The organism is Sphingomonas sp. AP28, from assembly GCF_056680455.1.
Map to the genome: position 1 here is coordinate 3,894,906 of NZ_CM155283.1, position 23,926 is coordinate 3,918,831.

The following is a 23,926-nucleotide window of genomic DNA, read 5'->3' on the forward strand; positions in this document are numbered from 1 at the left end:
GCCGATTCCCTATGCTGCGACCAGCGTTGCAACCGATGGCGCGGTCGCGTGGCCGATCTGGATGTTCAGGTTGAGCGCCGGTCCCGCGACATCCGATGCCGAGTGGTAAAGGTGCGTCGTCGTGCCGTCGTCATAGATGCAGCTGTCGAACACCTGCTTTGACATGAACCCGCTGCCTGCGGGACGCAGCGCATCGACCCGCCTGTGCCACGTCTTGCCATCGTCGAGCGTGACCGCCTGATGCAGAGTGCGCTCTTCCTTGTAGAAGTACGTCGGCCCCGTAAATTGCGAGATGCCCTTGATGCCATCGAACGTTATCAGGTGGTGGTTGACCTCCGCGCCAGCCGTCGAGGATACGAAACCTTCCCCGATGAAGTTCTGGAAGAGCGAGCCCTCGCCGCCGTTCTGAGCACTGCTGATGGGCGTAAACAGTGGATTGTTGGCGTCGTCGGTCCACGAGACTCCCTCGTCGACGCTGACCATGCGGCCAAAGGACCGGTGCTGCGGCCCGGCGGCGCCCTGTCCGCAATACCATAGCTCGAGGCGGCCATCCTTGGTCCGATACAACGCGGCGTCGAACACGCCGTCGCTCTTCCACGGCTTATCGTTGCTGACTACAAGTCCGTGCCGCGCCCAGCTGGCGGCCGCTCCGGTCGGTGAGGTGGCGATGCTGATCGCGCCAGCACTGTGTGAGCCGTACGCGAGGATAAAGAGCCCACGCGACGGCGACCAGATCCGGCCACCGTTCATGCCGAACTTCCCGTTTTCCCCAGCAAGGAACACCGGATTAGCCGGGTCCTTCGTCCACGGTCCAGCGAGACTGCTGGCGTACGCATTACCAGCATGCTGCACGCCATCGTCGGAGCCATCATTGCGATAGCCCGTGTAATCCATGACCCACCGGTTCGCGACCGGATCGCGGATGACATTCGGATTGTTGAGGTCGGTGCTGTCCCACTCGCCGGACGCGCCCTTGGGCAGTGTTGGTGTCGTAGTTGAGGTGTTTGCATACGCCTGCCAGTTGATCGACGTGCCCATGATTGGCGCGACATCAATCTGGCCGAACGTGGCCTGTCCTGGGGGCGAGCCAGCATAGCCAACACCGACACCGACGCGCGTCGCCGAAATCAGATCGGCATCTACGACGGTCGCGACCTCAACGCCTTCGACGAACAAGGTTAGCTGCGATCCGATGACCCGGACGGCGACCCTCACCTCGTCACCAGAATTGTAGGTGTGGCCGGCTGCGATGAGTTCTGTTTCTGTACCGCCGATGACCTTATTGAGCACTACCATGCCGGTGGTGCCGCCGTTGATCGCGCGGCTTTCAGTCCGTACGTAGAAATAGTTGCTGTTGTCGACGAAGCGGAACAGCAGGTTCGCCAGCGACACGACAAAATCCGCCGACGAATAGGACCGCAATGTGCTCGACAGGTTGTAGCTCGTGCGAGCCGCGTCGAAGGTGACATTGCCCGAGCTAGCTGGCGAGACGACGCGGCCGCTGCCGTCGAGCGTCCAACCGGCTTGACCTGACCAAGTCTTGGCTCCGGTCGTCGTGGTGCGTCCGATTAGCGCGGTACCCGCTGCGCCGGCGAGGGCATCGGTGATGTACGACGCGACACCGACGTTGATTGGGATCGAGTAATCGGTCGTCACGCTGTTAAGCGTCTTGCGGACGATAGGCGTGATCGTTGCAGCAGCCTGCGGCACGGTTGCGCCTAGTGACAGCTCGTAACCGAACAGAGAAACTGCCCCGCCTGCGTTGTCGACGAGCGAAAGGGCTGCCCCCCGCTCCAAACCGAGGAAGGTGCCGATACCCTGGCCGGGACGCGCAGCCGCGTTGGCCGAGGAGCGGGTGATTGTCATGCTTGGCGTAGGGGTCGGCGTCGGCGTCGGCGTCGGCGTCGGTGTCGGCAGTGCCGGCATCCCCTCAAGCGTAAAGATGCGAGCGAGCGCATCGTTAAGGGTATCGCGGATGTCCTTATTGGACGCGCCGTTCGGGATGGTATTGAGGACAGTCATGCGCGGTCGCTCCAAGCTTTGGTGTCATCCCAGCTGCCGACGTCGGACCAGCGGGCGAAGATCATTGGTAGTGCGGTGCCCGCGAGGAGGAGCGCGAGCGTCGGTCGTCCTCGCAGGGAAGTGATGCCCAGGCCGAGCCTCATCAGTAGATCGCGATCATGTCGGCAGCGGTCGTGCCGGTTGCCATGACCCGCCGCGGGCGGAACGGCACGATCGCGCCGGCCGGCACGTTCGTCCACACGACGGCTTCGGCGCCAGGCGCCTCGTTGTCGCCAATCATCGCGATATCGCCGGCCGTGCCGACGTAGATTGCCTTAGGCGTTTCCGGCAGATCGTTGGCATCGCTTGGGACGATCGCCAATGCCCGTTCACCGGGATCCGATATACCGGAAAAGACGCTGCTGAACGGGTCGGCCATCATGGTCTCCTATCGTCTGTAGGGATTACGCCGCCGGCTTCTTGATCTCCGCTTTCACGGCTTTCACGACGGGCCCGATCGCGGTGACCGCGCTGATCACGAGCGACGGGTTGGCCTTGATCGCCTTGAAGGCAGCGCCGAGCAGTTTTCCGATATTCATGGGTCTTCTCCAGGTTGAGGATTGCGATGTCAGGCGTGCTTGCCGGTCTCGATCATTGCGATCACGCGAGCTGCGCGGGCCGGCGTCTGCTTCGCCCACAGCGACTTACGAAGGTTCGCCCCTGCCGCCTTCCAGTCGCGCGCGGCGATGAAGCGAAACGAGTTCACGAAGGCCTCGTCACTGCCGCTGCCGAGCTGGAACTGCATGTTGAGGATGCCGGCAAGGCGGACGGGGTCATTCGCGACGGCCGGGTACCACGGCTCGTCGACCACCCCGGCGAGCAACATACCCAGCCGGTTGCGGTTGATGAACGCGATCTCTTCGGGAAACAGCTTCCCGCCCTTGCGCTTGTCGACGAGGATGCCGCGGGCGATCGTCTGAAAGCCGAGGCTGTCCAGGTAGACGTAGGGGATCACGCCCTCATCGGTGTCGAGATCCTTGTCGACGATCGCCAGCGCTGCCGCCTCGATCGCCGTCGTGACGCGCGCAGGCGCTCCTACCTTACGGTCGGTCATAATTCTTCCCTTCGATGTGAGGCTTTTCCGGGGTCGACCCGTTCAACCGTGGCTGAGTGTTCGGATCGCACCTGACCTTGGTCGGCCCGCTTTTCCGAACCCCCGGGGGCGGGCCGTTATCCCGCTGGCTTGTCGGTCTCGACGCCGAACACAGCGCCAGCCTTCTGCAGATACTTCTCGGCAATTTTGAAGATGCCCTCGCCGAGCACGCCCAGCCCGGCGCCGTAGAGCAGACCACCCAGCGGCTCGGGGCGCATCGCAATGACGATCGCCGCGGATACCGCTAGCGCCATGCCGGTGACGGGAATGTCGAGGCTCCATCGATGCTCCTGACGGACGGCCTGGGCAGCACCGATCCAGAACCGCGCCGCGAAGCAGGCGAACAGCGCTGCGATCATGCCCGCCGCCTCGAACGGGTAGCCAAGGAAGTGCCAGATCACCGGCACCGACGTTGCAATCGTCGCGCCTTTCTCTGTCAGCGCAGCTGCGGCGACAGGTAGTGTAGCCGCCATCGTTGCGCCCCCTTTGTAAATGCCGTCAGTGCCGATCATCGCGTGGAGACCACGCCGATCGCGGCGATGAATGTGAAGAGACCAAGCCACAGCATGCGCCGGACCATCGGCCAGGCGAGCCACATATCGATTGGGAACGGCTCTTTGCGCTGCTGCTCGATCATGCCGGGTTCCGAGCAAATGTAGAGCATAAGCCCGGAGATCCCGCAGGCGACGGCGAACGGATCGAACAGGCGCTTCACCGTCGCGAACATGCCGGTCATCACCGGATCTCGCGGATCGTACCCCCAGAGTGTCAGCGCCTCGGCACCGCAGCGAACTGTGATGCCGCAAGCGAACAGAATGCCGAGCGCGCGGTAGATCCACGCTGGTGAAAGCCAGACGTCAAGGCGCCGGTGTTTCCAGGCATCGCCGGCCAGCTTTACCACGACCATCACACCGATCAGTGTTGCGACCGTCATGACCGCGAGGTTGATGACGACCAACCATCCCATGCCTTCGAAGCTGGGTTGCGCAATCGTGCGGGGTCCGTTCGCGACAGCCTGGGCCGCGAAGCTGGTATTGCTCATGATGCTGCTCCTCAGCTTTGGTCGTTGTCGGTCAACAGGTTCAGCCGTGCTTCCAGCCGTGCGATCCGTCGCCGCTGCCAAGCCGCTTCGACGGCCTGACATTCGTCGTAGCGCAGGCCCCACCGGTCGCCTGCCGCACGGGCGGGAGTGCCGGGGCTCGCGGGAACGATCACCTTGTCGTCTGCATCTCGCGTCGCTTCGGTAGCTGGCGAAGCCGTCACTGCATCCCAGCGATCGAAGCACAGGAGACCGATCTCGGTCGCATCGAGATCGCGCGCGGCGAACGCATCGCGGACGTGCTGCGCGATCAGGCCAAGATGCCAGCGCGCGTCGCTGCCCTTGTGCTCGACTGCATCGCGAAAGCGGAAGCGCGACCAGACTACATCGCCCCAGGCGTCGAGCCAGCTATCCGGTACCGGCTCGATGTCTTCCTTGGTCCGCGCGTCGGACGTGTTGATCGATCCGGTGCCGGCGTACACGACAGACCAGCGGTAAGCACCGGCGCCGAGCGATTGGCCGTTGTCGCCCCCCGGCCGAACAGCGCCGCCACTCTCGATAGCCAGCTTTTCGGACCCGAACTGATTTTCGATTACTCGCCAGCGGTTGGCACCGTCCGGGATGCCGCAGGACCAGTTGGCGAGATTGGTCGAAAAGTTGGTTGCCGCAAACGTACCATTGCCGATCGATACAGCCCCGGCGACCGTGAGGCCGTCGCCGTTGACACTCGCGCGCACCACGCCACCGGCCACCAACGACAGCACATTTGCCGCGAGACGATTGATTCCGGTATCCTGGTCGGCGGCGAAGCGGAGCGCGGGGGCTGCCACCGTACCGTCGGGGAGCAGACCGGCGCCGATCCCATCGCGAACGCCTGCGAAGCTGTTGAGCAGCTGCGCTGCAAGCAGCGCCAGATCACGGGCAAAGCTGCTCGTCGGCAGCACGGCGTAACCTTGGCCGCCTGCGCTGGCCCCCTGGTAGTTGCCGCCCAGCGTCAGCTGCGTGGCAGAGATGACCAGACCGACTTCGTAAACACGGCCGTCCGGTCCGAGAAACGCTTCGCCTTGCTGCGTGTTCGAGACGAAGTCAGTGTTGGCGCCCGTGACGACGGCGCTGCCGTTCGTTACGCTGACGGTGCCTGCGCGATACCATGCCATGATTATTCCTCGGTTGCGACGATAGTGAGGCGCTGCGAGACCGTGTCTCCGCTGGCGCTGAAGCCACGAGCGAGCGTCAGTTTGACGGTTCGGTCGCTGGCGGACTGGACGGGATCATTTACGGTGAAGCCGCCGCCGATCGTTGTCGTGATGTCGGCACGGCCAGGAGCGTCGCCAGGCGACGGCGCGGTGCCCGAGAACGTCGAGGTCTGCGTCGTGAAGCTGCGTTGGTCGATCTGTGCAAACGAGCCACCGCCGAACGCGCGAGAAAGCGTGATACTTGAACCGGCCTGCTCGATCGTCTTGTACCCGAAGTTTCCGCCGGCGCCGTCGCTCGGCGCATTGGCCCCCGATGCGGCCGCGTTGTACTGCTGAAGGCCCTGAGCAGTCGGCGGATAAGTCGCGGTGATCGTGGTGCGATACGACCAGCTGACGACATATTTGACCGGCCGGCCATTGGAGCCAAACGGACCGATCTGAGCCACCTCGCTGACCGAAAGGCCGCTCGAACTGGACGCATTGCGCAGAACTCCGGCCGACAACGAACCGCCAAAATACGCGTCGCCGTCGATCGCCTTGTAGATCTTGGCGTTGGCGCGGCTGCACTGGTCGATCGGCATCGTCGGGCCGAACCATTCCAGGAGGTCACGCGCGATGCCGAAGGCGACGCCCTGCACCTCCATGTACGTGCCATTATTGTAGATGATGCGTCCAATGCCCATGCGCAGATCCGTATTGATGAGGTTGAGGGAGCCAGGACCGGCGTCGGACCCAATCAGCTGAAAGCCCGAGACGTTGCCGTTCGCATCCACCGTGACGGTATACCGGCCCTCGATCTTGCCGAGACGGTCTGTGGTGGCCGAGATCGCCTGCTCGACGCCGACACCGCCGACACCGTCCAGTCGAGCGGCAACCTGCTGGACGGACTTCGCATTCGCGTTATCGCGATCAACGCTGGCCTGCCGGTCCGACGCGACTGTGGCGCGGGTGGCGACAAGGCCGGTTGTTGGATCGTGCAGTTCGACCGCCAGGACACTGGTGTCGATCGCGTTTGCGTTGTCCCGCTGGACGCTCGCTTCACGCTCCCGATCGATGCGCGCAATGGCAGCCGGAAGGCCGGTCGAAGGGTCGAAGACCTGCCCACTCAGCTGCTCGATCGACCGCGCATTCGCACTGTCTCCGTCTACCTGCGCCTGCTTGTTGGTTGCGACGGTCGCCCGCGTGGCCGGAAGGCCGGTCGTGGGGTGGCTCAGTTCAGCGTCGAGTACGGTGATATCGTACGCGTTCGCTTGGTCGCCCGCTCCGCGCAGACCTTCCTCGCGCACGAGTCGGGCGCGGGTCGCGGCGAGGCCGGTATTGGCATCGTTGAACACGGCCTCGGCCGCCTCAATGCGCGACGTTAAAGCCTGTTTCGTGTCCGCCAGAACCTTCGACGTCGTAACGATCGCGGCCTCGGCCACACCCATGCGCGCCAGCAGCGCCTGCCGGGCGATCGCGGACGCCGCTTCATTGGCTACCAGCGTGGTCGTGAACTCAGTCTGGATCTGGACGAGCTGCGCCGCGCGACGCTGGCCCGCTTGGTCACCGGCGATCAGTGAGCCGAGCAGTGCCTCGGCCGTCTCGTTTTGGTCGCGGACCTGCTGACGAATGGTGGTCTGAATACCAGCGACGCCGCCCCCGGCGCCGATCGACGCCTGCGTAAGGGTTGCGATCGCCGCAGCCTGGTCACGGCTGACGATGCCGAGCGCGTCGATACTCTCGGCGAGCGCCTTCTCCGCACCAACCCTTACGGTCCGTTCTTGCACCGATCGCGCATCAAGATCGCCGACTTTGACCGACAGCAGCGTGCGCGCGACGGCCTCGGCCGAAAGGCCGTCGACGATCTTCGTGTAGAGTTCTTGCCGTATCTCGCTCTGCGCCACGATGCGACGGCGATCGGCATTCTCGCCGGCAAGCAATCCGCTCAGAGCGGCCGTCGCCGCGCCGTCTGCGGCCGCCTGTGCCTGCCGGATCGTGACCGATATTCCCGACACGTTGCCCAGCGTCGAAAGCGTCTGCTCGACCGAGCCGGTGCGGATGCCCAGCGCGTCGACGACAGTTTTTTCCGCCTTGGTCGATACGGTGCCTGCCAGTGCGTTGAGATCCTGCCGAACCGTGGTGACGCTGCCCGACACGCGGGTCAGTTCGATCGCCTCCGCCTTCAGCGCAACAACCGCGTTCAGGCCATCGATCGTCTGCTCGGCCGATGTCAGTCGCGCGATGATCGGCTCCAACTGCGCTGCCTGCACAGGATCGAGCACCGCCAAGGCGATCTTCTCGTTCACATACTCGACCGACGCTTTGGTCGTGACCTTGGCGTTGACGCCATCGATCGCGAGCTCGGCGCGCGAGGTACGGTCGGCCAGCTGGTCGACAGCGTAGATCCGCGCAATGCCCGTGACCGGATCGACGATGATGCCGGCGTCGCGCAGGACTGCGCGGGTGCGAGTGCTCTCCGACAGCAGGCGGAGCAACGTCTCGTCGAGACGCCCCGCGTCACGCTCGATCTGCCGCAATACTGCGTCCTGGTCGACGGTCGCGCGGGTCAGCGATTCGAGCGACGCATCGGTACCGACCTTGGCGAATTCGAGTGCGAAGATGTCGCTTTCGATTGGCTCGAAGCGCGCCTCGATCGGCACGATCTTGTCGAGGGTGGCAAGCACCTCGCTGACCGGCTTGCCGCCGACCGCGGCTGTATCCTTGGAGGTATTGTCGCTGGTCTTGTCCGCGTTGTTGGTTGGCTTGGTGCCGTTCGGATCCGTGATATCCGGCCATGCAACCGACCCGCCTGGCGCGAATGGAACGATCGGGGCTGCTTGGCTCAGCCCCTCGATCGCAAGCGACAATTTGCTGACGCTGACGCCGACCTCGATCGAGAAGTCTTTGAAGAAGCCATAAACCGTCAGGCTGTCGAGCCCGACTTCTCCGATCCACAACGCGGGCCGCGCTCGGACAGCTGCGATCCGACCAGCAACAAGATCTAGCGCATCGGTGTCGATGAGCGCGTTAGCAGTCATCCGCTTGGCCCAGGCGCGCGGAACAACCGTCACCTCGCCAAACTCGTCGGTCACCTTGCGGCTGTAATCGATGATGCCGGCGGTTGGCGCCGCCTCGGTAACCCCCAGACCCATGATCGAGCCGATCAGCAGCGTGCCAACAGTCACGGTGCCATCGCCTGCCGCGAGACTGTCGCGCCAAACCCCCTCGTCCAACCAGGCTGCACCGTCATCCCACCGTCTAGGCCCAGGGTTAGCAGAGGCCGGCGTTACCGTCACGGTGACGCTTGCGCCTGCGGCGACTGCCAAATCGAGGAACAGCACCTTGCCTGCCCGGTTGGGCGTTTGGGTCCGATCGTAGTTTTGCGCGCGCACGCGCACCGTCCCCGCGTTCGTGTCGAGGATCGCGAGTGCCGACGTCGGGACGCCGGGGACGAGCGCGACTTCGATGGGCGCACCGGCAATCGTTGCCGTACCGAGCGCCTGGTCGACCATTGCCCAGCGGTTTGTCGGGCCTACGTCAAGCCACATGCCTGTCGTGCCGACGGGGTCATTGCCGACGTTTGCCGCCGTTGCGCTTTCGTAAACGCGGTGCGCCGCTGCTACGATGACACGAGTCCCAAGCGGATAACTCACGCTGGCCGCCCAGGCTGGATAGTCAGCTTCGTCAACCGAACTGGACGTAAACACGGCGTCCGTAACCGTGATCGGTGCAAGCAGCTGCAACGTTGACGGCTGGCCGACCGGTGCAGGATCTCCGCCGTTGTCGACGATATTTGAACCGACTGTCAGCCCTTCGACAGTCAAGGTGCAATAACTAAGCGGCGACGTGGCGAGGTCTAGCGCGAAGTCCTTATAGAACCCGCGCACGGTCAGGCTTTCGAACCGATCGTCAGCAATCCAATTAGCGGGAGTCGCGCGCAGATCGGCAAGTTGGCGCTGAAGCGTGTCGACGTCGTCGAAAGGTACGCCGAGCTTCACCGACATCCGCCGCGCGAATCCACGCTCCACAATAGTCGTCACGCCAAAGTCGTCGGTAACACGCCGGCTATAGTCGATGATGCCGATCGTCGGCGCAGTCTCGACCGTGCCAAGATCGATCGACACGCCGCCGTCTGTAACGACCCTCATGCCGCAATTCCGGCAACGCTGATCGCTTCGCCACCGCTGGCGGCGGTGACGTCGTCGAACTTCCGCGCCATCCGACCGGTGTTGCTCGAGGTGGCGGCATGGCCAGCATTGTTGTCGGTACGCAGCTGCACGATCTCGTCACGTAGCGCGCGGATCTCGCTAGCCATGTCATCGTTCGTCGCAGCCGTTGCCGTCGCCGGCTGCGATACGGAGGCGGCCCCTAGTGCCTGTGCGGTCGACGTCGGCGTGGTGGCGCTTTTCGTAAGAGCGGAGACGACACCGTAGGTTGCTTCCAGGCTGGCAGCAGTCTGCGCCTGCACGCGCGCCAGTTCCTGCCGGCTCGTGGCCTGTTCCGACGCGGCCGTGAGCAGGGCTTGGCTCAGCGCCGGCAGACTCTTCGCCGCGTCCTGATCGCCACCACGCGCAGCGGCCGTCGCCGCGTTGAACTGGCCTTGCAGGACCGCGAAGCTATTGCCGCCCGCGACATCGGTCAGCCCACGGATCCGCTTCACTTCATCCATGATGCTGTCGCCAACCGACGTCCAGGCATCGGACAGCGCCTTGGCGGCCGTTGCCGCAGCCTGCGCGTCCTGCACGGCGTAGATCTGCTGCTGAAGGGCGCGGTTGCTGGCGTCGAGCTTGGCGAGGTCGAGCGCGCGGATTGCCGCGGTATCGCCCTGCGATTCGAGCAGCTGACGCTGGAGATCCTGCCGCTCGCTGGCGATGTCGGCCGCGCTCTTGGCGCCCTCCATCGACGCTTGCAGATCAGCGAAGGCCGGCGCTAGTTTCAGCAACGTGGCATAGGTCGATTGACCCGCCGCGGTGGTGAGATCCTGCGCTTCGACCAGCTGGCGGAACGCGGTCAGCGTTGCCGGCATCGCGACGCCGAGGCTGCCGAATACCCTTGCCATCTGTGCGGTCTTCGCCGCGGCCTGCTCTTCCTTCGAATAGTAGGTCTGGAAATACGCGCCGGCCGCATCGGTCAAGGCCGACACGCTGTCGAACTGATCCGCCAGCGCCAGCTTCACGCCGATCCCCATCGCCTGCGTGTTCGTGCCGAGCAGGTCGAGCGATGCGCCGACCGCCTCGACGGTCGATGCGACACGGACGAGCGTCTCGAACACGCCTTCGCCGACCTTCTGGAATTGCTCGAGGCCGGGAAACGCCGCGGCAGCCATGCCATCGGCCGCGGCGCCAAACACGGCCGAAAGCTTCTCCTCGATCTCGGCGCCCGTCAGCCCCTTCAGATCGATCTTGCCGATATTGACGATGAAGCCGTTCAGGCGCGCCTGGACGTCACCGGTTGCCACACCCAACGGTCCGGCTGCGGCTGCAATTGCATCGTTGAACGACTTCAGGATCAGCGTGAACTGGTTTTCGAGGCCCGCATCGGCCCCGCTATATTGCGTCGAGGTCTTCGTGCTGGTCGTGATGCCGAACAGCTTCTTCTTCCTCTCGATGTCGGAATAATAGGAGGCGTCGAACCCGCCGCCCAGGATGCTGCCGACGGACTGCGCCCCACCGTACAGCCCGCTGCCGATGACACTGATCTTCGATCCGAACAGGCCACCCAGCAGGCCACCGATGACAGGGATCTTGCTCAGTACCGAGCCGATCGCGTTCGACTTGAACCCCTCGGTCACGCCCGACGACGCATCGATATTGCCGGCGCGCACAACCAGCGACGCGACGTTGCCGATCTGGCTGTCGATCGACTTAAGCGAAGCGGCCATCTGACGGGCGAAGGTGTTCGTCACGGTGTCGACCTCCTTCAGCGCGTCGATGGCGTTCTTGATACTGTCGCTCTTGGCGGACGTGTCGCCGAGTACGGTGCCGGTGCCGGTGTTCGTCGGCGCCAGCGTGTTCTTATTGCCACCGCCGAACGAGCCGGCGATCGACACACCGATCGAGGCAAGCGCCGCGATCGTCGCAGCGCCGGCCGCTAGGTTCAGCGGGAACGGCAGGCTCTTGATTGCATTGACCACCGCCTCGGTCGCGCCGACGGCGATACGCGCGACACTGTTGGCGATCTTGGTGCCGGTCTCGATCGCGTCCTGCGCGATGGCACGGACGGACAGTGCGAACTGTACGAGACGGAATGCCTTCTCCGCCGTTTCCAGCGTCTTGTAGCCGGCCGAGCCTTCCTTGAAAAACCCCTTGGCGGCTGCTGCCATGTCGCCGAACGCGCCGATCTGCTGCGACGACGATCGCAGCGAATACAGGCGGTTCTCGCGCGCGATCCGTTCCTGATCATCGCCGGCTTCGCGGATGGCGGCCTTGTGGGCTGCCTGCAACCTTGCCTGATCGGCGTAATACCCGGTCATCACGGTCAGGGCGTCACCAATCACGGTACCGACATTGCCGAACGCGTCCGCCATGCCCTGAGCCGCCCGCTGCGCGCCGTCGTCGATCGTGTCGAACAGGTCCGACGTTGCGGTCAGCGAGGCGTTGAAGGCGGCCTGCTGATCGTTGATCGCCTGCTGACTGTCGGCGATCTCGACCTGCTTGCGGATATACTCGTCGTGATACGAGCCGGGCTCATAGTTGGCGTCAGCCTCCTGCGTTGCACGCAAGGTGGCGAGCGCATGGACGCGCGCGGCATCCGTGGCGCCGACGAGGCGAAGCTCTTCGCGCAACTCGGCAAGGCGCTTGTCAGCAGCGGTGTCGGCCTGCGTGAACCGTTCGCCGATCGCGGCAGCCTTCACCGATGCCTGCGCCGCCCGCTGGTCGCCCAGCGCCTTGGTCGCCCGATCGGCTTCGTCCTTCAGCCCACGCTGCTGCGCCGCCTCGATCGCGGCGAGCAGCGGAAGCTCGGCAATGCGCTCCTGGACGAGAGCTGCGGCGCGCTCGGCCGGGACGTTTCCGGCAGCGACCATAGCGTTGACCTCGGTCTGGATCCGCGCCTGGTCGCGCATCGATGCGGACGACTTTGCCGAATCCGATACGCGCTGGGCGATATCGAGCCGGATCTCGCGGTTCACGGCAGCCTCGATGTCGGCGCGCTGCTTGATTGCCTTGCTCTCGGCCTTCACGCGCGCTTCGGCGATCAGCGCTGCCGCACCCGACACCCCGTAGGCGTCGGCAAGCTTGTACAGGTTGCGGATCTGCGCTTCGGTGGCCTCCGCATCGCGGGCCAGCTGCTCGGCATGCTTGTCGGTCTTGGGTTTCGGGATGTCGTTATACCCGATCGACTTGGCGATGCGGTCACGCGCGTTGTCGATGGCGCCCTTTTTCACCCGAGCGCCCAGCTTCGTCAGATATTTGTCGGCTGCGTCGTATGCGGCGCCGTAGGTCTTTTCGAGCAACTTGGGGTCGCCCTGACCGATCAGCATCTTTCCGAGGCCTAGCACACCGCCCTTCTCGATCTCGCCGAGATAGGCCTTGGTCCCGGCGACGCCTGCATAGATGCCGGCGAGCGTCTGGCGCATGTACGACGTCAGATCGTCGAGAACGCCCTTCACGCCCTTCGACATGCCCTTCATGTCGCCGACGAAGTAATCCGAGATGTCCTTGCCGACGACGCTGAACAGGGCCTTGGACGTATCCGCCCAGGTGATCGTCTCGTCCTTCAGCTTGTACAGTTCTGCCTTGGTCGCGTTGGCACCGCCCGTGATTTTGCCGAGGTCGCGGGTCAGCTGATCGGACTTGACGCCCTCGTTGACCCACCGGTTGAACAGCGCGAACCCTGCGCCGGCCGCGGCCAGGCCAACGAGGAACGGTGCGAAACGGACGGCCAGCCCGGCTACCTCTTTGCCGAAGCCCCGCAGGCCGCCTTGGCCCATCTGGGCTACCTGAAAGATCTGGGCGCCCTGCTGAATAAAGACCTGCATGGGCTTCTGCCCGGTCAGGAGCCCTTGCGTAATATCGGGCAGCTGGACGGCGATCGTTTGTAGTGCGGTCCCGCTCTTACGCGCCGCACCCGCCATGGCGCCATGCGTCTGCGTGGCGAGGTTCGCCCGATCGACGAGCATGCTTTCCGCGCGTGCAAGGTCTTCCGCCGAGGCACCGGCCGCGGTCATCACGCGCCGCGCCTCGACCAGTTCGGCATTGAGTCGCGCCTGCGCGGTTGCAGCCGGGTCGAGCATGGCGCGCAGGCGTGCCAGCACCGCCGCATCGCTTGCCGCGGCAGCCTCTTCCTCGCGCATGGCCTGCGCACCGCGACGGACCGTCGCCTCGAACTGATCATGCGCAAACGCGGCCGCACGCAGGCGCTGCGCTTCATCATCGCGTGCGGACGCTGCCTGGGCGGCTTCGAATTCGCGCTGGGCTGCCGCGCCTTTTCGGGCCGCTGCCTCGAACCGGTCAAAGGCGAACGCAGCGTCACGCAGGGCCTGCGCCTCGCGGGCGACGGCTGCGGCTTCCGCATTCTCGGCCGCGCCCTTGTCCTCGGCATGGCTCTGCCGAACCGCTTCGAGGTTGCGCCGGCTCGCAAGCAGGCGATCATTGGCGTCCCCGAGGTTATGCTCGGCCGCCGTGAGCGCGAGCGTCTCGATACGCTGGTCGCGCAGCTGGTCGCGCGTCTTGCCGACCGATGCCGCTTCACGGTCCATCGTGACGATCAGCTTCTCGATCTCTTTCTCGGTCCGGTTGACCTCACGAGTTGCGGCCGCTGCGTCACGCGACGTCGCCGGACCGACGATCGACATTCCGGCCATCTGGCTGGCGGAGCGCGCCAAGGCTTCGACAGACAGCCCCGCACCGTCCAGCGCGGAGCGAACGGTGTTCATCTCGCGCGTCGCGGTGCTGGCGAACTGCTTTACGCTCGCGGCCGGACCGTCGAGCTTGACCATGTAGGACGTGCTGCCCTCGATCTTTGTCGCGCTGGCGAGGATCTTACCCTCGGCAGACGACATGACCGCGAGCAGCTTCGCCATTTGCTCGAACGATTCGGACGGGTTGATCGTGAAATCTACGCCGAGGCCGGTAGAGTCGTCATCGTTCATGGCAATCCTCCCGGTTTCTAGCCAAGCAGCCTGCGCAGCTGGGCTTCCTCGATTTCGAGCTCACGCTCCGTCACCGGCGCCTTCCATGGCGCCGGACAGGTCTCGTCTTCGGCACGTCGGCCTTCGGCGAGGTAGGCTTTCGACAGATCGCGGATCAGCCGCGCTTCCCACGGCGCCAGACGCACGCAGGTATTGGCCTGCCACGCCGCCAGTTCGAGCGAACTGATAGGCGCCGCACCCATGCCGGCCGCCTCCGTCAGGCCGATCTCGATCAGCCAGTCGAAGATATGCGGAGCAGGGTTTGGGGGCATCTGCGGCGTCAGTTTGCGCCGCTTCATCTCTTCCATCCGGCTGAGGCGAGGCTGATCGTCGGCGATCTTTGCCCGCTTGGTGCCAGCGGCCGGCTTTGGCGTGGCACCGAGCCACGCCAGTTGCCGGACGTAGAGGGTTAGGCCGCTACCGACGCGGCGCTGAAGTTTCCCCAGTCACCGAAGAACTTCGCCACCTGCTTGGTGATGAAGCCAAGCGACTGGTCGGCATAGGCCGCGCGGAACATGGCTTCGCCAACCAGCGGTTCGGTCGCGCCTTCCGGCTGATACTCGAAATTCTCGAAGCGCGCGGTGAGCAGCGCGAGATCCTGCGACGTCTCGGCGACGCGTTCCTCGCGCGTGGCGGCCGTGATCTTGCCGTCGTTATCCTGCATGCGCTTGAGCGCGCGCGCGGACTGACGCGATTCGATCTCGCCCGCGACGTCGCTGCCGGGACCATAAAGGTGGATACGCACGGGCAGGTTGCGGTCACCGTTCGCGTACAGCGGTTCGCCGGTCGGTCCCTTGACGTGGAGCGAGGCGGTCGCGGTAACGGCCAGGGCGGCGATGTTGAAAAGCTTGGTCATGGTTCATCCTTCGCGGGAAGATGGTGCGCCGGCCCGCCCCGCAACCCGCGATAGCGGGGCAGGTCGACACATGAGGTAGAGCCGGCGTCGCGGGCGCCGGGAGGGGGTTAAGCGGCGGGTGCGCGCACCACCTTGGTGCAGATCTCGACCGTCGGGGTCGCCATCATCACCGGATCGGCGCCGTCGACCGTTTCCGGCCAGCCGAATACGCGGCCCTGAAAATACCGCTTGGCGCCCGACTGGTACGTGACGCGGACCGAGTAGAGCGCGTTGGTCTCGTCATCGGCAGCCGTACGGAACAGCGTCTGTCCGGCATCTGCGTCGTCGAGCGCGAACTGCGGCTGGAGCGAGCCGTAATCCGCACTCCCCTTCAGCTTCTGCTTGGGACCTTTGAGCGGTTGGAATTCGGTCTTGGCGAACGTGGCGCCGATCGTGCCGATCTTCTCGCAGTTTCCTGCCTCCGTGTAGGACAGCGCTGCGTAGCCGGTAGCGTCCTGCGTGGCGGGAGCGGCGACGCTGATCGCGATCGCCGAGCCCGCTCCGGTCTGAAGACCCATAGTCATTCTCCTGGAAAAATATGCCGGCGCGGGCCGGCGAGTGGTTCACCCGGCGGGCACCGGGGGAAATAGGTTAGGCGGCGGGCTGATCGCCCTTCGGCTGCTCGGCGCTGACGAGGCCGGCTGCGGCGTAATTGGCGAGCGTTGCCTCGTCGGCCTCAACCTGCTTGCCGGCGAGGAAGGCCTTCTCGGCGCCCGCATCATTGAAATCGCGCGTCGCGAACATCTTCTTGGGGCTTGCTTCGGATTTGGCAGTCGACATGGTCGGTCTCCTTCAGGGTGGTGCGTCAAACGAGACGCGGAAATCTTGGGTCTGCTCGAAACTGTTGGCGGGGCCACCGATATCGGGGCCAGTACCGGCGGTCAGGATCGAGACGTTGCGCCCGCCGGCAATGTCGCCGGTGCGTCCTGCACAGCAAGCGCGGATCAGGCGGATCACGGCTTTCTGCTCGGCATAGCTGGCGGCGCGGACGGCAGCGGATACGCGTTCCGTCGATCGCACGAGGCCACCGCGCTTGAGAGGCTGGAAATCGACGACACTGACGGTACGCAACAGGATGGCCGGCAGCGTCACGCCGTCCGGCAAAGCCCCCGCCTTCATGTTCTCTACCGGCACGATGGCCAGCAGGGCTTCATGCTTTGAAAGCAGGTCGCCGACGATCTCCACACCGGTCATTGATCGCCCCCGTCGTCGCTGCCGACGATGCCGGCGCGACTGATGCGTGATTGGATGTACGCCTGCGCCGCGGCCTTTGCCTCGGCCTCCTTGGTATCCAGCGCGGGCCGCAGGAACGGGTGAGCAGCGGCACCGGGATGGTGCACGGTTGTCCCGACCGGCTTGCCGTTGATCATCAGCGTGGAATGCAGGGCAGCATCGCCGCCCTTGACCCGCTTGTTGATCCGCCGAGCCGTCATGCCGTCCCGCAGGCCCGGATCAACACTGATGAAGTGCGGGTCCGTTCCGTATTCCAACCACCGACCGACATAGGCGCCGGGACCGTCGAGCATGACGCGCGCGACGATCAGGCCGCTACGTTTGCGCGCGCGCACCTTGACCGCGTCGGCGATCAGCACCTTGCCGCCACCACCGCCATCGGCGCGCTTGCCGCCCAGCAGGCTCTTGGCTTCCTGCGCAATGACCTGAGCGCCGGCACGAGCCGCGCCGGGCAGGACGCGTTTCACGAGCAGCGCGGGTAACTCTCCGAGGTTGCGCAGTACGTTCGCGTTGCTTCTGCGCTTCGCCATCAGGCGGGATTGCCGGCGACGCTGTAATCCTCGACCATGAACTCAAGGCCTTCCCGCCTGCCTAGTTCGGCAGGCCCAGCTATGATCTGCATGATACGGTTGCCCATGACGAAGCGCATCGCCGGCGTTACATCGCTGCGATAGCGCATCCGGACGCGCGCCGGGCGCGATGCGACATTGATGCCATCGGCAAGCCGCTCGGCTCGGCTCGGCAGGGCATCCTGCACGCTTGCCCAGACAGTAGCGACCGGTTCCCAGGTGCCCGATCCTGCGCTCAGCAGGCCCACCTTGGTGACTGGGCGCTCGATTATGACGCGACGATCGAGGCTTCCTGCTGCCACTCCCGACATCAGACGGCCAGTTTCGCGATAGGCGCGATCAAGTATTCGACGCTCATTGGCAATTCGGAAGCCATCACTCCCACCGTCACGGTCTCCCGGTTCCGAAACCAGTGAGCCGCGAGGAGCAGCACTGCCATCCGTGCGACGTCAGCATCAATGGCCGCAATTGGATTTTCGCCGTCTGCGAATGTCCGACCCGTCCTGTTCTCAACGGTCCGGGTAGACGCTGCCAGCATGATCTCTAGCAGCCCATCCTCGCTATCGCCGTCCGTTCGTACTTGGGCCTTGAGCTCTTCGAGCGTGACGGCATCGACCACAGTCAGGCGCCCGTCTTCGCTTTCGGCGTGACAACAGGATTCGCTTTTGTATTCCGCAAGCTGTCCAGCTCGGCCTGGACGCGGTCGCGGTCCGTCTCTGCCGCCTTCAGCGCGTGCCGTGCCGTATCGCGATCCACGATCGCCGTGTCGCGTTCCACGATAGCCTGGTCGCGCGCGGTCATAGCATCGTCGCCGAGTTTTCGGGCGGTGAGCAGGTCAGTCTCCAACAGCGCCTTGGCGGTGCCAAGCGTCTCGAACGACGTCTTCAACTCAGCGAGCAGGGTCGGCCCTTTGGTAGGGTCGCGGAACTGCTCGAGCAGATGGGCATCGTCGTGCCGTACCTCCTCGACGTCATCGTTGTCACCCGCCTCGCGAACGGCACCCATACCGCGCAGGCGATCGAAATCGGCCTTGTCGAACTGGCGCGGCGAACCGGGCGCATATCCGTCGAGCGGCTTCAGCAGAATGGCATTGACGTTCATGGTAGCCTCCTTCGTTTTTGTGAGCGTCGCGGACGGCGCTCACAAAAACGGGGGCGGCGAACCGCCCCCGAGGTAATTAGGGAACGCGACCCAAATCGCCGTAGACGATCGCCTGCGGACGATAGATCGCCAGCGCCAAGCGCTCTTCGGCGCGGATCGTGACCTTGTTGCGGACGAAGTTGTCCTGATCCTCGGTCGACACCTCGACCGTAGCATCCTGCCGGTCGAAAATCTGAGCGGCGAGGTTGAACGCGCCGACCAGTGCCTTGTCGATTCCCATGGCCTGCGTCGCGACCACTGGAAGGCCCCAGAGCGTCGGCGAGATCGTACCCTGCGGATTGCCGATCAGGTAACGGCCCTGACCGTCCTTCGCCATCTCGATCGCCGCCCAGTCGATCGGGTTCAGCACGATCCCGTTCGGCGGATACTCGGCGAGAGCCGCCTGCAGGATCATCAGGCGGATGATGTCGACTTGCGATGCGGCGACGAGGCCGCCGGCTGCGGCATACGGCGTCGCGGCCGTCACCAGCCCGAGCAGGTTCTGCCCGACGCCCGAACCGTTGAGCAGCTGCTGCTCCTCGACGTACGACAAGCCATAGCGCAGTCGCTGATCAATGATCGAGCGGAGTGCCGGTGCATCGGCAAGGATCTGCACCGAGGTGCGCATCCAGTGCGCGATCGTGCGCACGTTCGCGGTTACGTCCTCGAACTGCAGCTCGGACTGCGGCTTCAGGTTGCCCTCCGCGACCGCCGCGGCATTGTTCGTGAACAGCTTCTCGCGCTCATATTCGATCTGGCTGCTGACGGTGGTACCAGGAAGCAGGAGTGAACGGATCGTAAGGCGCCGCTGCGGCAGTTCGACCTGCAGGCCACGGCGGTCCGACTGAATGAGCGCACCTGCCGATCCAGCCGCGTCGGTCGACAGCGAGGTGATGTCCTTCACCTCTACGATCGCGCGACCACGCGGACGGGTCTGGCCGGCGAACGACTTGAACCCTTCGTCTTCGATGAAGCGCTCGCCGGCCGACGCGTGCGCCTGTGTCTGCCGAGCTTCGCTGGCGACGCGCTGCTCGAGCTGGGTCAGCAGGCCCTTGACCTCGTTGGCCGTCGTCAGCGCTTCGTCGGCCTTCGCCTTATCCTCGGGCGAGAGCTGCTGCCCCTTCTCGGCCATGGCGATCGCGCGCTCCGCGATGCCCTTAACCTCGTCGAACTTGCGGTCGACGAGGTCCTTGGTCTCGGCCGCGAGCTGGGTGGCTGACTTGGTTTCGGAATGCCCCTCGGGGCCGCGCATGTAGCGGCCACGTGCGCGCTCGGCAGGCGTCATCGCTCCGAGCAGCGCGGCTGCGCTACCCAGCATCATATACTTACGCATGGTATTCTCCGTGGTTAGGTGAGCTGGGCGGAAAGGCCCGCCCGAAGAGCCGACAGGAAGTCGGCGCCGGATGCATCGCCGGGCTCACCCCGGAGCAGATGCGACAGGCCCTTGCCGGCGACGGCAGTGGCCTGCGTTCGCGAAAAGCCTGCCTCGCGCAGGAACTCTTCGAAATCCGGAAGCGTGGGCAATTGCCCATCGCCTGCGATATGCTTGACCTTCGTAATGCCGGCTTTGTCATTCATCGGTACGGCGACAAGCGACGTTTCCAGCAGCGTGAGCTCGATCAGCTCACGCGCGCTTTCGGTGTAGCGCTCCTTCACCGCGCGGTACCCGATCGAAAGACCGGCGAGCACGCCGTCGCGCGCCATGGCGAGAGCTTCGGCACCGTCCGAGATGGCGGTGGTGATCCGACCTTTCAGCTTGAGCCCACGAGCGCTATCCTCGAAATCAGTCCAGACCCCGACGGGACGGCGCGTGTCATGATAGAGCAGCATCGGAAGGGTTTTGCGCCCGCGGATCGTCTTGGTGAAAGCGCCGGGCAGGATGATGTCACCACCCAGGTCAAGGTTGCCATAGGCGGCCGCGAGGCCTTCGATAACGCCGTCTTCGCCGACGTCCTTTACTTCCAGCGGGAAGTCGATCGTCCTCATCATACCTCCTTTGCCGGCTGACCGGCTGCCGTGATCGGCACGTTCTGGGACTGCATTCGCGGCACGTCACCGCCTTCGACAGGCGGCAGGTTTTCCAACCGACGTACCTCGTTAATCGTCATCCAGCCGTTATTGAGGCCGGACTGATAGAAACTGGCGCGACCGGCACTGTCGCCGCGCAGCAGGCCTTCGAGGTTGAACTCGATGCTGATGCCTTGGACATGGTCGCGCGCGGTGAGCAGCTGCTTTTCGAGCGCCTGCTCGATCCGCTTCAGTCGGCGCCGCAAAGAGAACTTCACGAAGCCGAGCGTCTGCTGCTCGAGGCCAGTGCCCCATGACGTGCTGTTTTCGGTGTGCCCCACCATGTGAGGCGGCACGCCGAAGATCCGACAGATCTCTTCGACCGAGAAGCGCCGGCTTTCCAGCATCTGCGCGTCCTCGGGATTGAGGTCCAGCTGCTGCCACTTCATACCGCGGTCGAGCAGCATCGGCCGGCCTGCCTTCATAGCGCCGACGAACTTTTCGTTCAGCAGACCCTCGAGATCATCGCGCTGATCCTTCTTCAGCGCGACGGTAGGATCGGTCGACAGGATGCCCGACGGGCGGGCACCGTTCGCGAACACGGCTGCAGCGGCGGTGTTGGTCGATGCGGCTGCATCAAATGCGCCGCGACAGACAGAAAGCGTCGAACAACCCGACAACGCATCGCCGAGCGGACCGCGGACATGAAGGATGGCGCTGGCTGGCCGCGTCACGCGGTCGCCGTCTTCGATCCAGCTATATTCGAGGCGGCCGTTCGTCCGCGTCGCTTTGACGTGGTCAGGGCGAAGTGGGCGCAAGGCGATGATTGAACCGTCCTGACGACGATCGATCATCGCATAGCCGTTGCCCGCCAGTTCGATCGCGCCGACCTGCAGCTCCCAGAAATCGACGGCCGTCTGATCAAAGTTCGGCGAGTCGTGGAGCAGCAGATAGAGCGGATGGTCGCGCGCGATAGTGCGGACGCCGTTCCGATCGGTTCGGTAGATCATCAGCGGGAGGCTGGCGATCGTGCCGGCCAGCAGGTTGATGCATGCCCAGACGGCGGACAGACCGAGCATGCCATGCGACCCGCGCGACCGCGTGTCCGACCAGTCAGCCACCGTCACCTGGTTGGTTACGAAGTTGTTGCCGTTCTCGGTCGAGGCTGCGCCACCACGCCAGGGCTCGATATCCTTGGCGCGCGTGCCAGACATGACGCGCTCAGCCTCGGCGACGCCATTAGCGTACGTGATGTTGAAGCTGCGACTCATCAGGCGAAACTTGCGATCCAGTCATCCGTGTTCATCTTCGCCTCCGGGTTTCTGGTCATCAACATCACCGCGTTGAACATCGCGGCAAGCGGATCGATCTTCGCACTGGCGGACGCCTTGACGATGGCGACCGCGCTGGTGCCGCGCGGCTCCATCTTCGCGTTGCCGACGCACCACGACATCATGGCGGAGCCGTCGTGACGCATCGTCCGCGCTGCGAGTTTGCGTGCCGAGCCCTTCACGGCGCTGGACAGCTTGAAGCCCTGTCCGATCGCCGAGAACTGCTCGTCGGTGAAATCCTTGGTCGCCAACTCGTCGACGATCGCGGTGACACCGACCGGATCGAGACCGATCGCTTCCTTATCCGGGAAGAGACCGGCGTCGCGAACCTGCACGAGGATCTCCACGACGCCGCGAATATCCTCGGTCAGTTCCTCGTCGGCGTCGTCGCGATCGATGTCGATCGTGACGTCGTCGGGCATCAGGCACTTGGTCAACGACCCTTCGCCGACCAGCTCGTTGAGCTTGGTGACGATGTCCTGACGGCGCTTCCACACGATCGACCATGCCCAGGCATGGCACCACACCAGCCAGCGCTTCGAGCCCTTCTCGCGTCCGATCAGGCAGAGCCCGAGCAGATCGTCGAGACCGCCCCCGTCCACGCCTGCCACGATGACTTCGCAGCGGCGTATCAGTTCGGCGACCGACAGCGTTTTGTCGACCGCGCCATCCCAGAACTCGGCGCCGGTCCAGCGATCCCGGCTGAGCCGGGTGCCGATCTCCACGTTGAGATGCTTCGCAAGGAAGATCTGCAACCCTTCACCCGCGCCGCGCTGTTCCTGCGCAAGTTCGTTCTCGATCCAATCCTCGTGCACCGATCGCCCGATGTTCGGGTTGGTGACGTAGAAGTTCGAGGGCTTGAGGTATTCATCCGCATCCAGCATCGCTGGCGGGTATTCGTAGAGGACGCCCAGACTGGCAGGATCGTTGATCGTGCCGTCGCGGACGCCGCGAAAATGGTCGAGCTCGTCTTTGAAGACGCCCCGTGGCTCTTCGTCGCTGTGCGTCGTCAAGTAGATGACGAAGCCTTCCCGTGCCGACGAGAGACCGCCGGTTGCCTCACGCAGCATCGCCTTCGCGTTGGCGCGTTTGCCGAAGATCCAAAGCTCGTCGATCAGCACGAACGCTGCCTTGGTGCCGCTGACGACATCCTTGTCAGCGGCGATGATCTTCAGTTCGGCTTCCGTGGTCCGGTGCTTGATGAGCCGCTGGTGGTCAACGACATGCAGCAGCGCGTTCAATTCCGGATCGTGGCGAACCATGCCGGCAGCGGGGTCGAAGCTGTTGCCAGCAACCTCGATCGTCGGCGCCAGGATCAGCAATTCGGCATTGAATCGCCAGTTGCGGATCAGTGCCGTCACCATGATCCCAGCGGCGATTGTCGATTTCGAGTTCTTCTTACTGATCAGCAGGAGGAACTTACGGATCAGACGTCGTGCGGATTGATGATCATACGCGCCGAAGATGGCCGACACGAAGTCGAACACCCACTGGTCGCAGGCTTCGCCGAACGTCGGCTTGCCCGGTAGGTCGACGATATGCAGCGACTTGAACACCGCCAGGGCGGCAGCAGCCTCGTCAGGAAACAGTGGATCGAAAGGTATCAGCGAACGACGCTGGACGATCCGATCTTCCCAGTCTCGGCAGGCTGTCGACCAGACCGGCGTCAATTAAGCAGCTTCGGCTGAGGCGGCGGGGCAAACTTGCCCGTGACCAGATCGGCCGCAGCCTTCGCCGACGCCTTCTTGCCAAGCTTGGGTTGCGGCGTTGGCGTCCGCGAGCCTCGATCTGCCACGCGTTCGGCCAGGTCGGCGAGCGCCGCCTTGTCCATCCGCTTGAACAGTTCCTTCTCGGCAGCGACGTTGCCGTCTGCCGCGGCGTCGTTGAGGCGGGCCAGCTGCGCGATCTCCATCCGGACCCGCGCTGCCTGTCGCTTCGCGACCTCGGCAAAATAATGTTTGCGCAGCGTCGGGACCGAGACCCCGATCGCCACTGCCGCTTCCTTCACCGTCATACCGCGCGCGAACGCGATCAGAACCTTGTTTGAGTTCGCGAGCGACCACGAATGCTCGGGCCTCCCACGGGTCTCCCGGTCCGGCTGGACGGGGTCACCGAAGAGATCGAGCCCCGAAATTTCAGCCATGACGAAATAAAATCTCCGCGTGAGAACGGTAGCGGTCTAGGCGCCGACGCCCTCCCGAGGTTTCGCCCCCCCCCTTTGGCATCGACTTGGGCAGCGGCCTTGCTTCGGCT

General features: G+C 64.3%; 23 protein-coding genes. All 23 read right to left on the reverse strand.

Annotated features, from left to right (window positions below; translation table 11 throughout):
- Window positions 1–9: 9 nt before the first annotated feature.
- On the reverse strand, window positions 10–2,022 hold the full coding sequence (locus AC1MH0_RS17995) for a glycoside hydrolase family protein (RefSeq protein ID WP_480963882.1): 2,013 nt from the start codon (window positions 2,020–2,022) through the stop codon (window positions 10–12).
- 142 nt (window positions 2,023–2,164) lie between these two features.
- Window positions 2,165–2,440, reverse strand: a complete 276-nt coding sequence (locus AC1MH0_RS18000; RefSeq protein ID WP_480963883.1) for a spike base protein, RCAP_Rcc01079 family — start codon at window positions 2,438–2,440, stop codon at window positions 2,165–2,167.
- A gap of 25 nt (window positions 2,441–2,465) precedes the next feature.
- Window positions 2,466–2,600, reverse strand: coding sequence for a hypothetical protein (locus tag AC1MH0_RS18005; RefSeq protein ID WP_480963884.1), 135 nt, complete (start codon window positions 2,598–2,600; stop codon window positions 2,466–2,468).
- Between the two features lie 29 nt (window positions 2,601–2,629).
- Complete coding sequence (locus AC1MH0_RS18010; RefSeq protein ID WP_480963885.1) at window positions 2,630–3,115, reverse strand: lysozyme family protein; 486 nt, start codon at window positions 3,113–3,115, stop codon at window positions 2,630–2,632.
- Window positions 3,116–3,231: 116 nt separating this feature from the next.
- Complete coding sequence (locus AC1MH0_RS18015) at window positions 3,232–3,627, reverse strand: hypothetical protein (RefSeq protein ID WP_480963886.1); 396 nt, start codon at window positions 3,625–3,627, stop codon at window positions 3,232–3,234.
- A 35-nt stretch (window positions 3,628–3,662) separates the two neighbouring features.
- Window positions 3,663–4,196, reverse strand: a complete 534-nt coding sequence (locus tag AC1MH0_RS18020) for a hypothetical protein (RefSeq protein ID WP_480963887.1) — start codon at window positions 4,194–4,196, stop codon at window positions 3,663–3,665.
- Window positions 4,197–4,207: 11 nt separating this feature from the next.
- Entirely contained in the window at window positions 4,208–5,350 is a 1,143-nt protein-coding gene (locus tag AC1MH0_RS18025) for a tail fiber domain-containing protein (RefSeq protein WP_480963888.1), read from the reverse strand.
- A 2-nt stretch (window positions 5,351–5,352) separates the two neighbouring features.
- Window positions 5,353–9,516, reverse strand: coding sequence for a hypothetical protein (locus tag AC1MH0_RS18030; RefSeq protein WP_480963889.1), 4,164 nt, complete (start codon window positions 9,514–9,516; stop codon window positions 5,353–5,355).
- Entirely contained in the window at window positions 9,513–14,459 is a 4,947-nt protein-coding gene (locus AC1MH0_RS18035; protein ID WP_480963890.1) for a phage tail length tape measure family protein, read from the reverse strand. The genes AC1MH0_RS18030 and AC1MH0_RS18035 overlap by 4 nt, the downstream gene beginning before the upstream one ends.
- A 17-nt stretch (window positions 14,460–14,476) precedes the next feature.
- Window positions 14,477–14,806: a phage tail assembly chaperone gene (locus tag AC1MH0_RS18040; RefSeq protein WP_480963891.1), complete on the reverse strand. Its 330-nt coding sequence runs from the start codon at window positions 14,804–14,806 to the stop codon at window positions 14,477–14,479.
- 101 nt (window positions 14,807–14,907) lie between these two features.
- Entirely contained in the window at window positions 14,908–15,354 is a 447-nt protein-coding gene (locus AC1MH0_RS18045) for a hypothetical protein (RefSeq protein WP_480963892.1), read from the reverse strand.
- 107 nt (window positions 15,355–15,461) lie between these two features.
- Window positions 15,462–15,911 carry a hypothetical protein gene (locus AC1MH0_RS18050; RefSeq protein WP_480963893.1) on the reverse strand — a complete coding sequence of 150 codons (450 nt, stop codon included), beginning with the start codon at window positions 15,909–15,911 and terminating at the stop codon, window positions 15,462–15,464.
- Between the two features lie 73 nt (window positions 15,912–15,984).
- The gene (locus AC1MH0_RS18055; RefSeq protein WP_480963894.1) at window positions 15,985–16,173 is read right to left on the reverse strand and encodes a hypothetical protein; all 189 of its coding nucleotides are present in this window, start codon (window positions 16,171–16,173) and stop codon (window positions 15,985–15,987) included.
- A gap of 12 nt (window positions 16,174–16,185) precedes the next feature.
- Window positions 16,186–16,578 carry a tail completion protein gp17 gene (gene gp17 / locus AC1MH0_RS18060; protein ID WP_480963895.1) on the reverse strand — a complete coding sequence of 131 codons (393 nt, stop codon included), beginning with the start codon at window positions 16,576–16,578 and terminating at the stop codon, window positions 16,186–16,188.
- Window positions 16,579–16,583: 5 nt separating this feature from the next.
- On the reverse strand, window positions 16,584–17,156 hold the full coding sequence (locus AC1MH0_RS18065) for an HK97 gp10 family phage protein (RefSeq protein WP_480963896.1): 573 nt from the start codon (window positions 17,154–17,156) through the stop codon (window positions 16,584–16,586).
- A complete protein-coding gene (locus tag AC1MH0_RS18070; RefSeq protein ID WP_480963897.1) occupies window positions 17,156–17,506 on the reverse strand; it encodes a head-tail adaptor protein in 351 nt (116 codons plus the stop codon). The genes AC1MH0_RS18065 and AC1MH0_RS18070 overlap by 1 nt, the downstream gene beginning before the upstream one ends.
- Window positions 17,506–17,814: a head-tail connector protein gene (locus AC1MH0_RS18075; RefSeq protein ID WP_480963898.1), complete on the reverse strand. Its 309-nt coding sequence runs from the start codon at window positions 17,812–17,814 to the stop codon at window positions 17,506–17,508. Before AC1MH0_RS18075 ends, AC1MH0_RS18070 begins: the two co-directional genes overlap by 1 nt.
- Window positions 17,815–17,816: 2 nt before the next feature.
- Window positions 17,817–18,296 (reverse strand): hypothetical protein, encoded by a 480-nt coding sequence (locus tag AC1MH0_RS18080; RefSeq protein WP_480963899.1) that lies wholly within the window; start codon window positions 18,294–18,296, stop codon window positions 17,817–17,819.
- Window positions 18,297–18,372: 76 nt separating this feature from the next.
- Window positions 18,373–19,668, reverse strand: a complete 1,296-nt coding sequence (locus tag AC1MH0_RS18085; protein WP_480963900.1) for a phage major capsid protein — start codon at window positions 19,666–19,668, stop codon at window positions 18,373–18,375.
- Window positions 19,669–19,682: 14 nt separating this feature from the next.
- Window positions 19,683–20,321 (reverse strand): HK97 family phage prohead protease, encoded by a 639-nt coding sequence (locus AC1MH0_RS18090; RefSeq protein ID WP_480963901.1) that lies wholly within the window; start codon window positions 20,319–20,321, stop codon window positions 19,683–19,685.
- Entirely contained in the window at window positions 20,321–21,613 is a 1,293-nt protein-coding gene (locus tag AC1MH0_RS18095) for a phage portal protein (protein WP_480963902.1), read from the reverse strand. Before AC1MH0_RS18095 ends, AC1MH0_RS18090 begins: the two co-directional genes overlap by 1 nt.
- Complete coding sequence (locus tag AC1MH0_RS18100) at window positions 21,613–23,343, reverse strand: terminase large subunit (protein ID WP_480963903.1); 1,731 nt, start codon at window positions 23,341–23,343, stop codon at window positions 21,613–21,615. The genes AC1MH0_RS18095 and AC1MH0_RS18100 overlap by 1 nt, the downstream gene beginning before the upstream one ends.
- On the reverse strand, window positions 23,340–23,816 hold the full coding sequence (locus AC1MH0_RS18105) for a hypothetical protein (protein ID WP_480963904.1): 477 nt from the start codon (window positions 23,814–23,816) through the stop codon (window positions 23,340–23,342). Before AC1MH0_RS18105 ends, AC1MH0_RS18100 begins: the two co-directional genes overlap by 4 nt.
- Window positions 23,817–23,926: the final 110 nt, after the last annotated feature.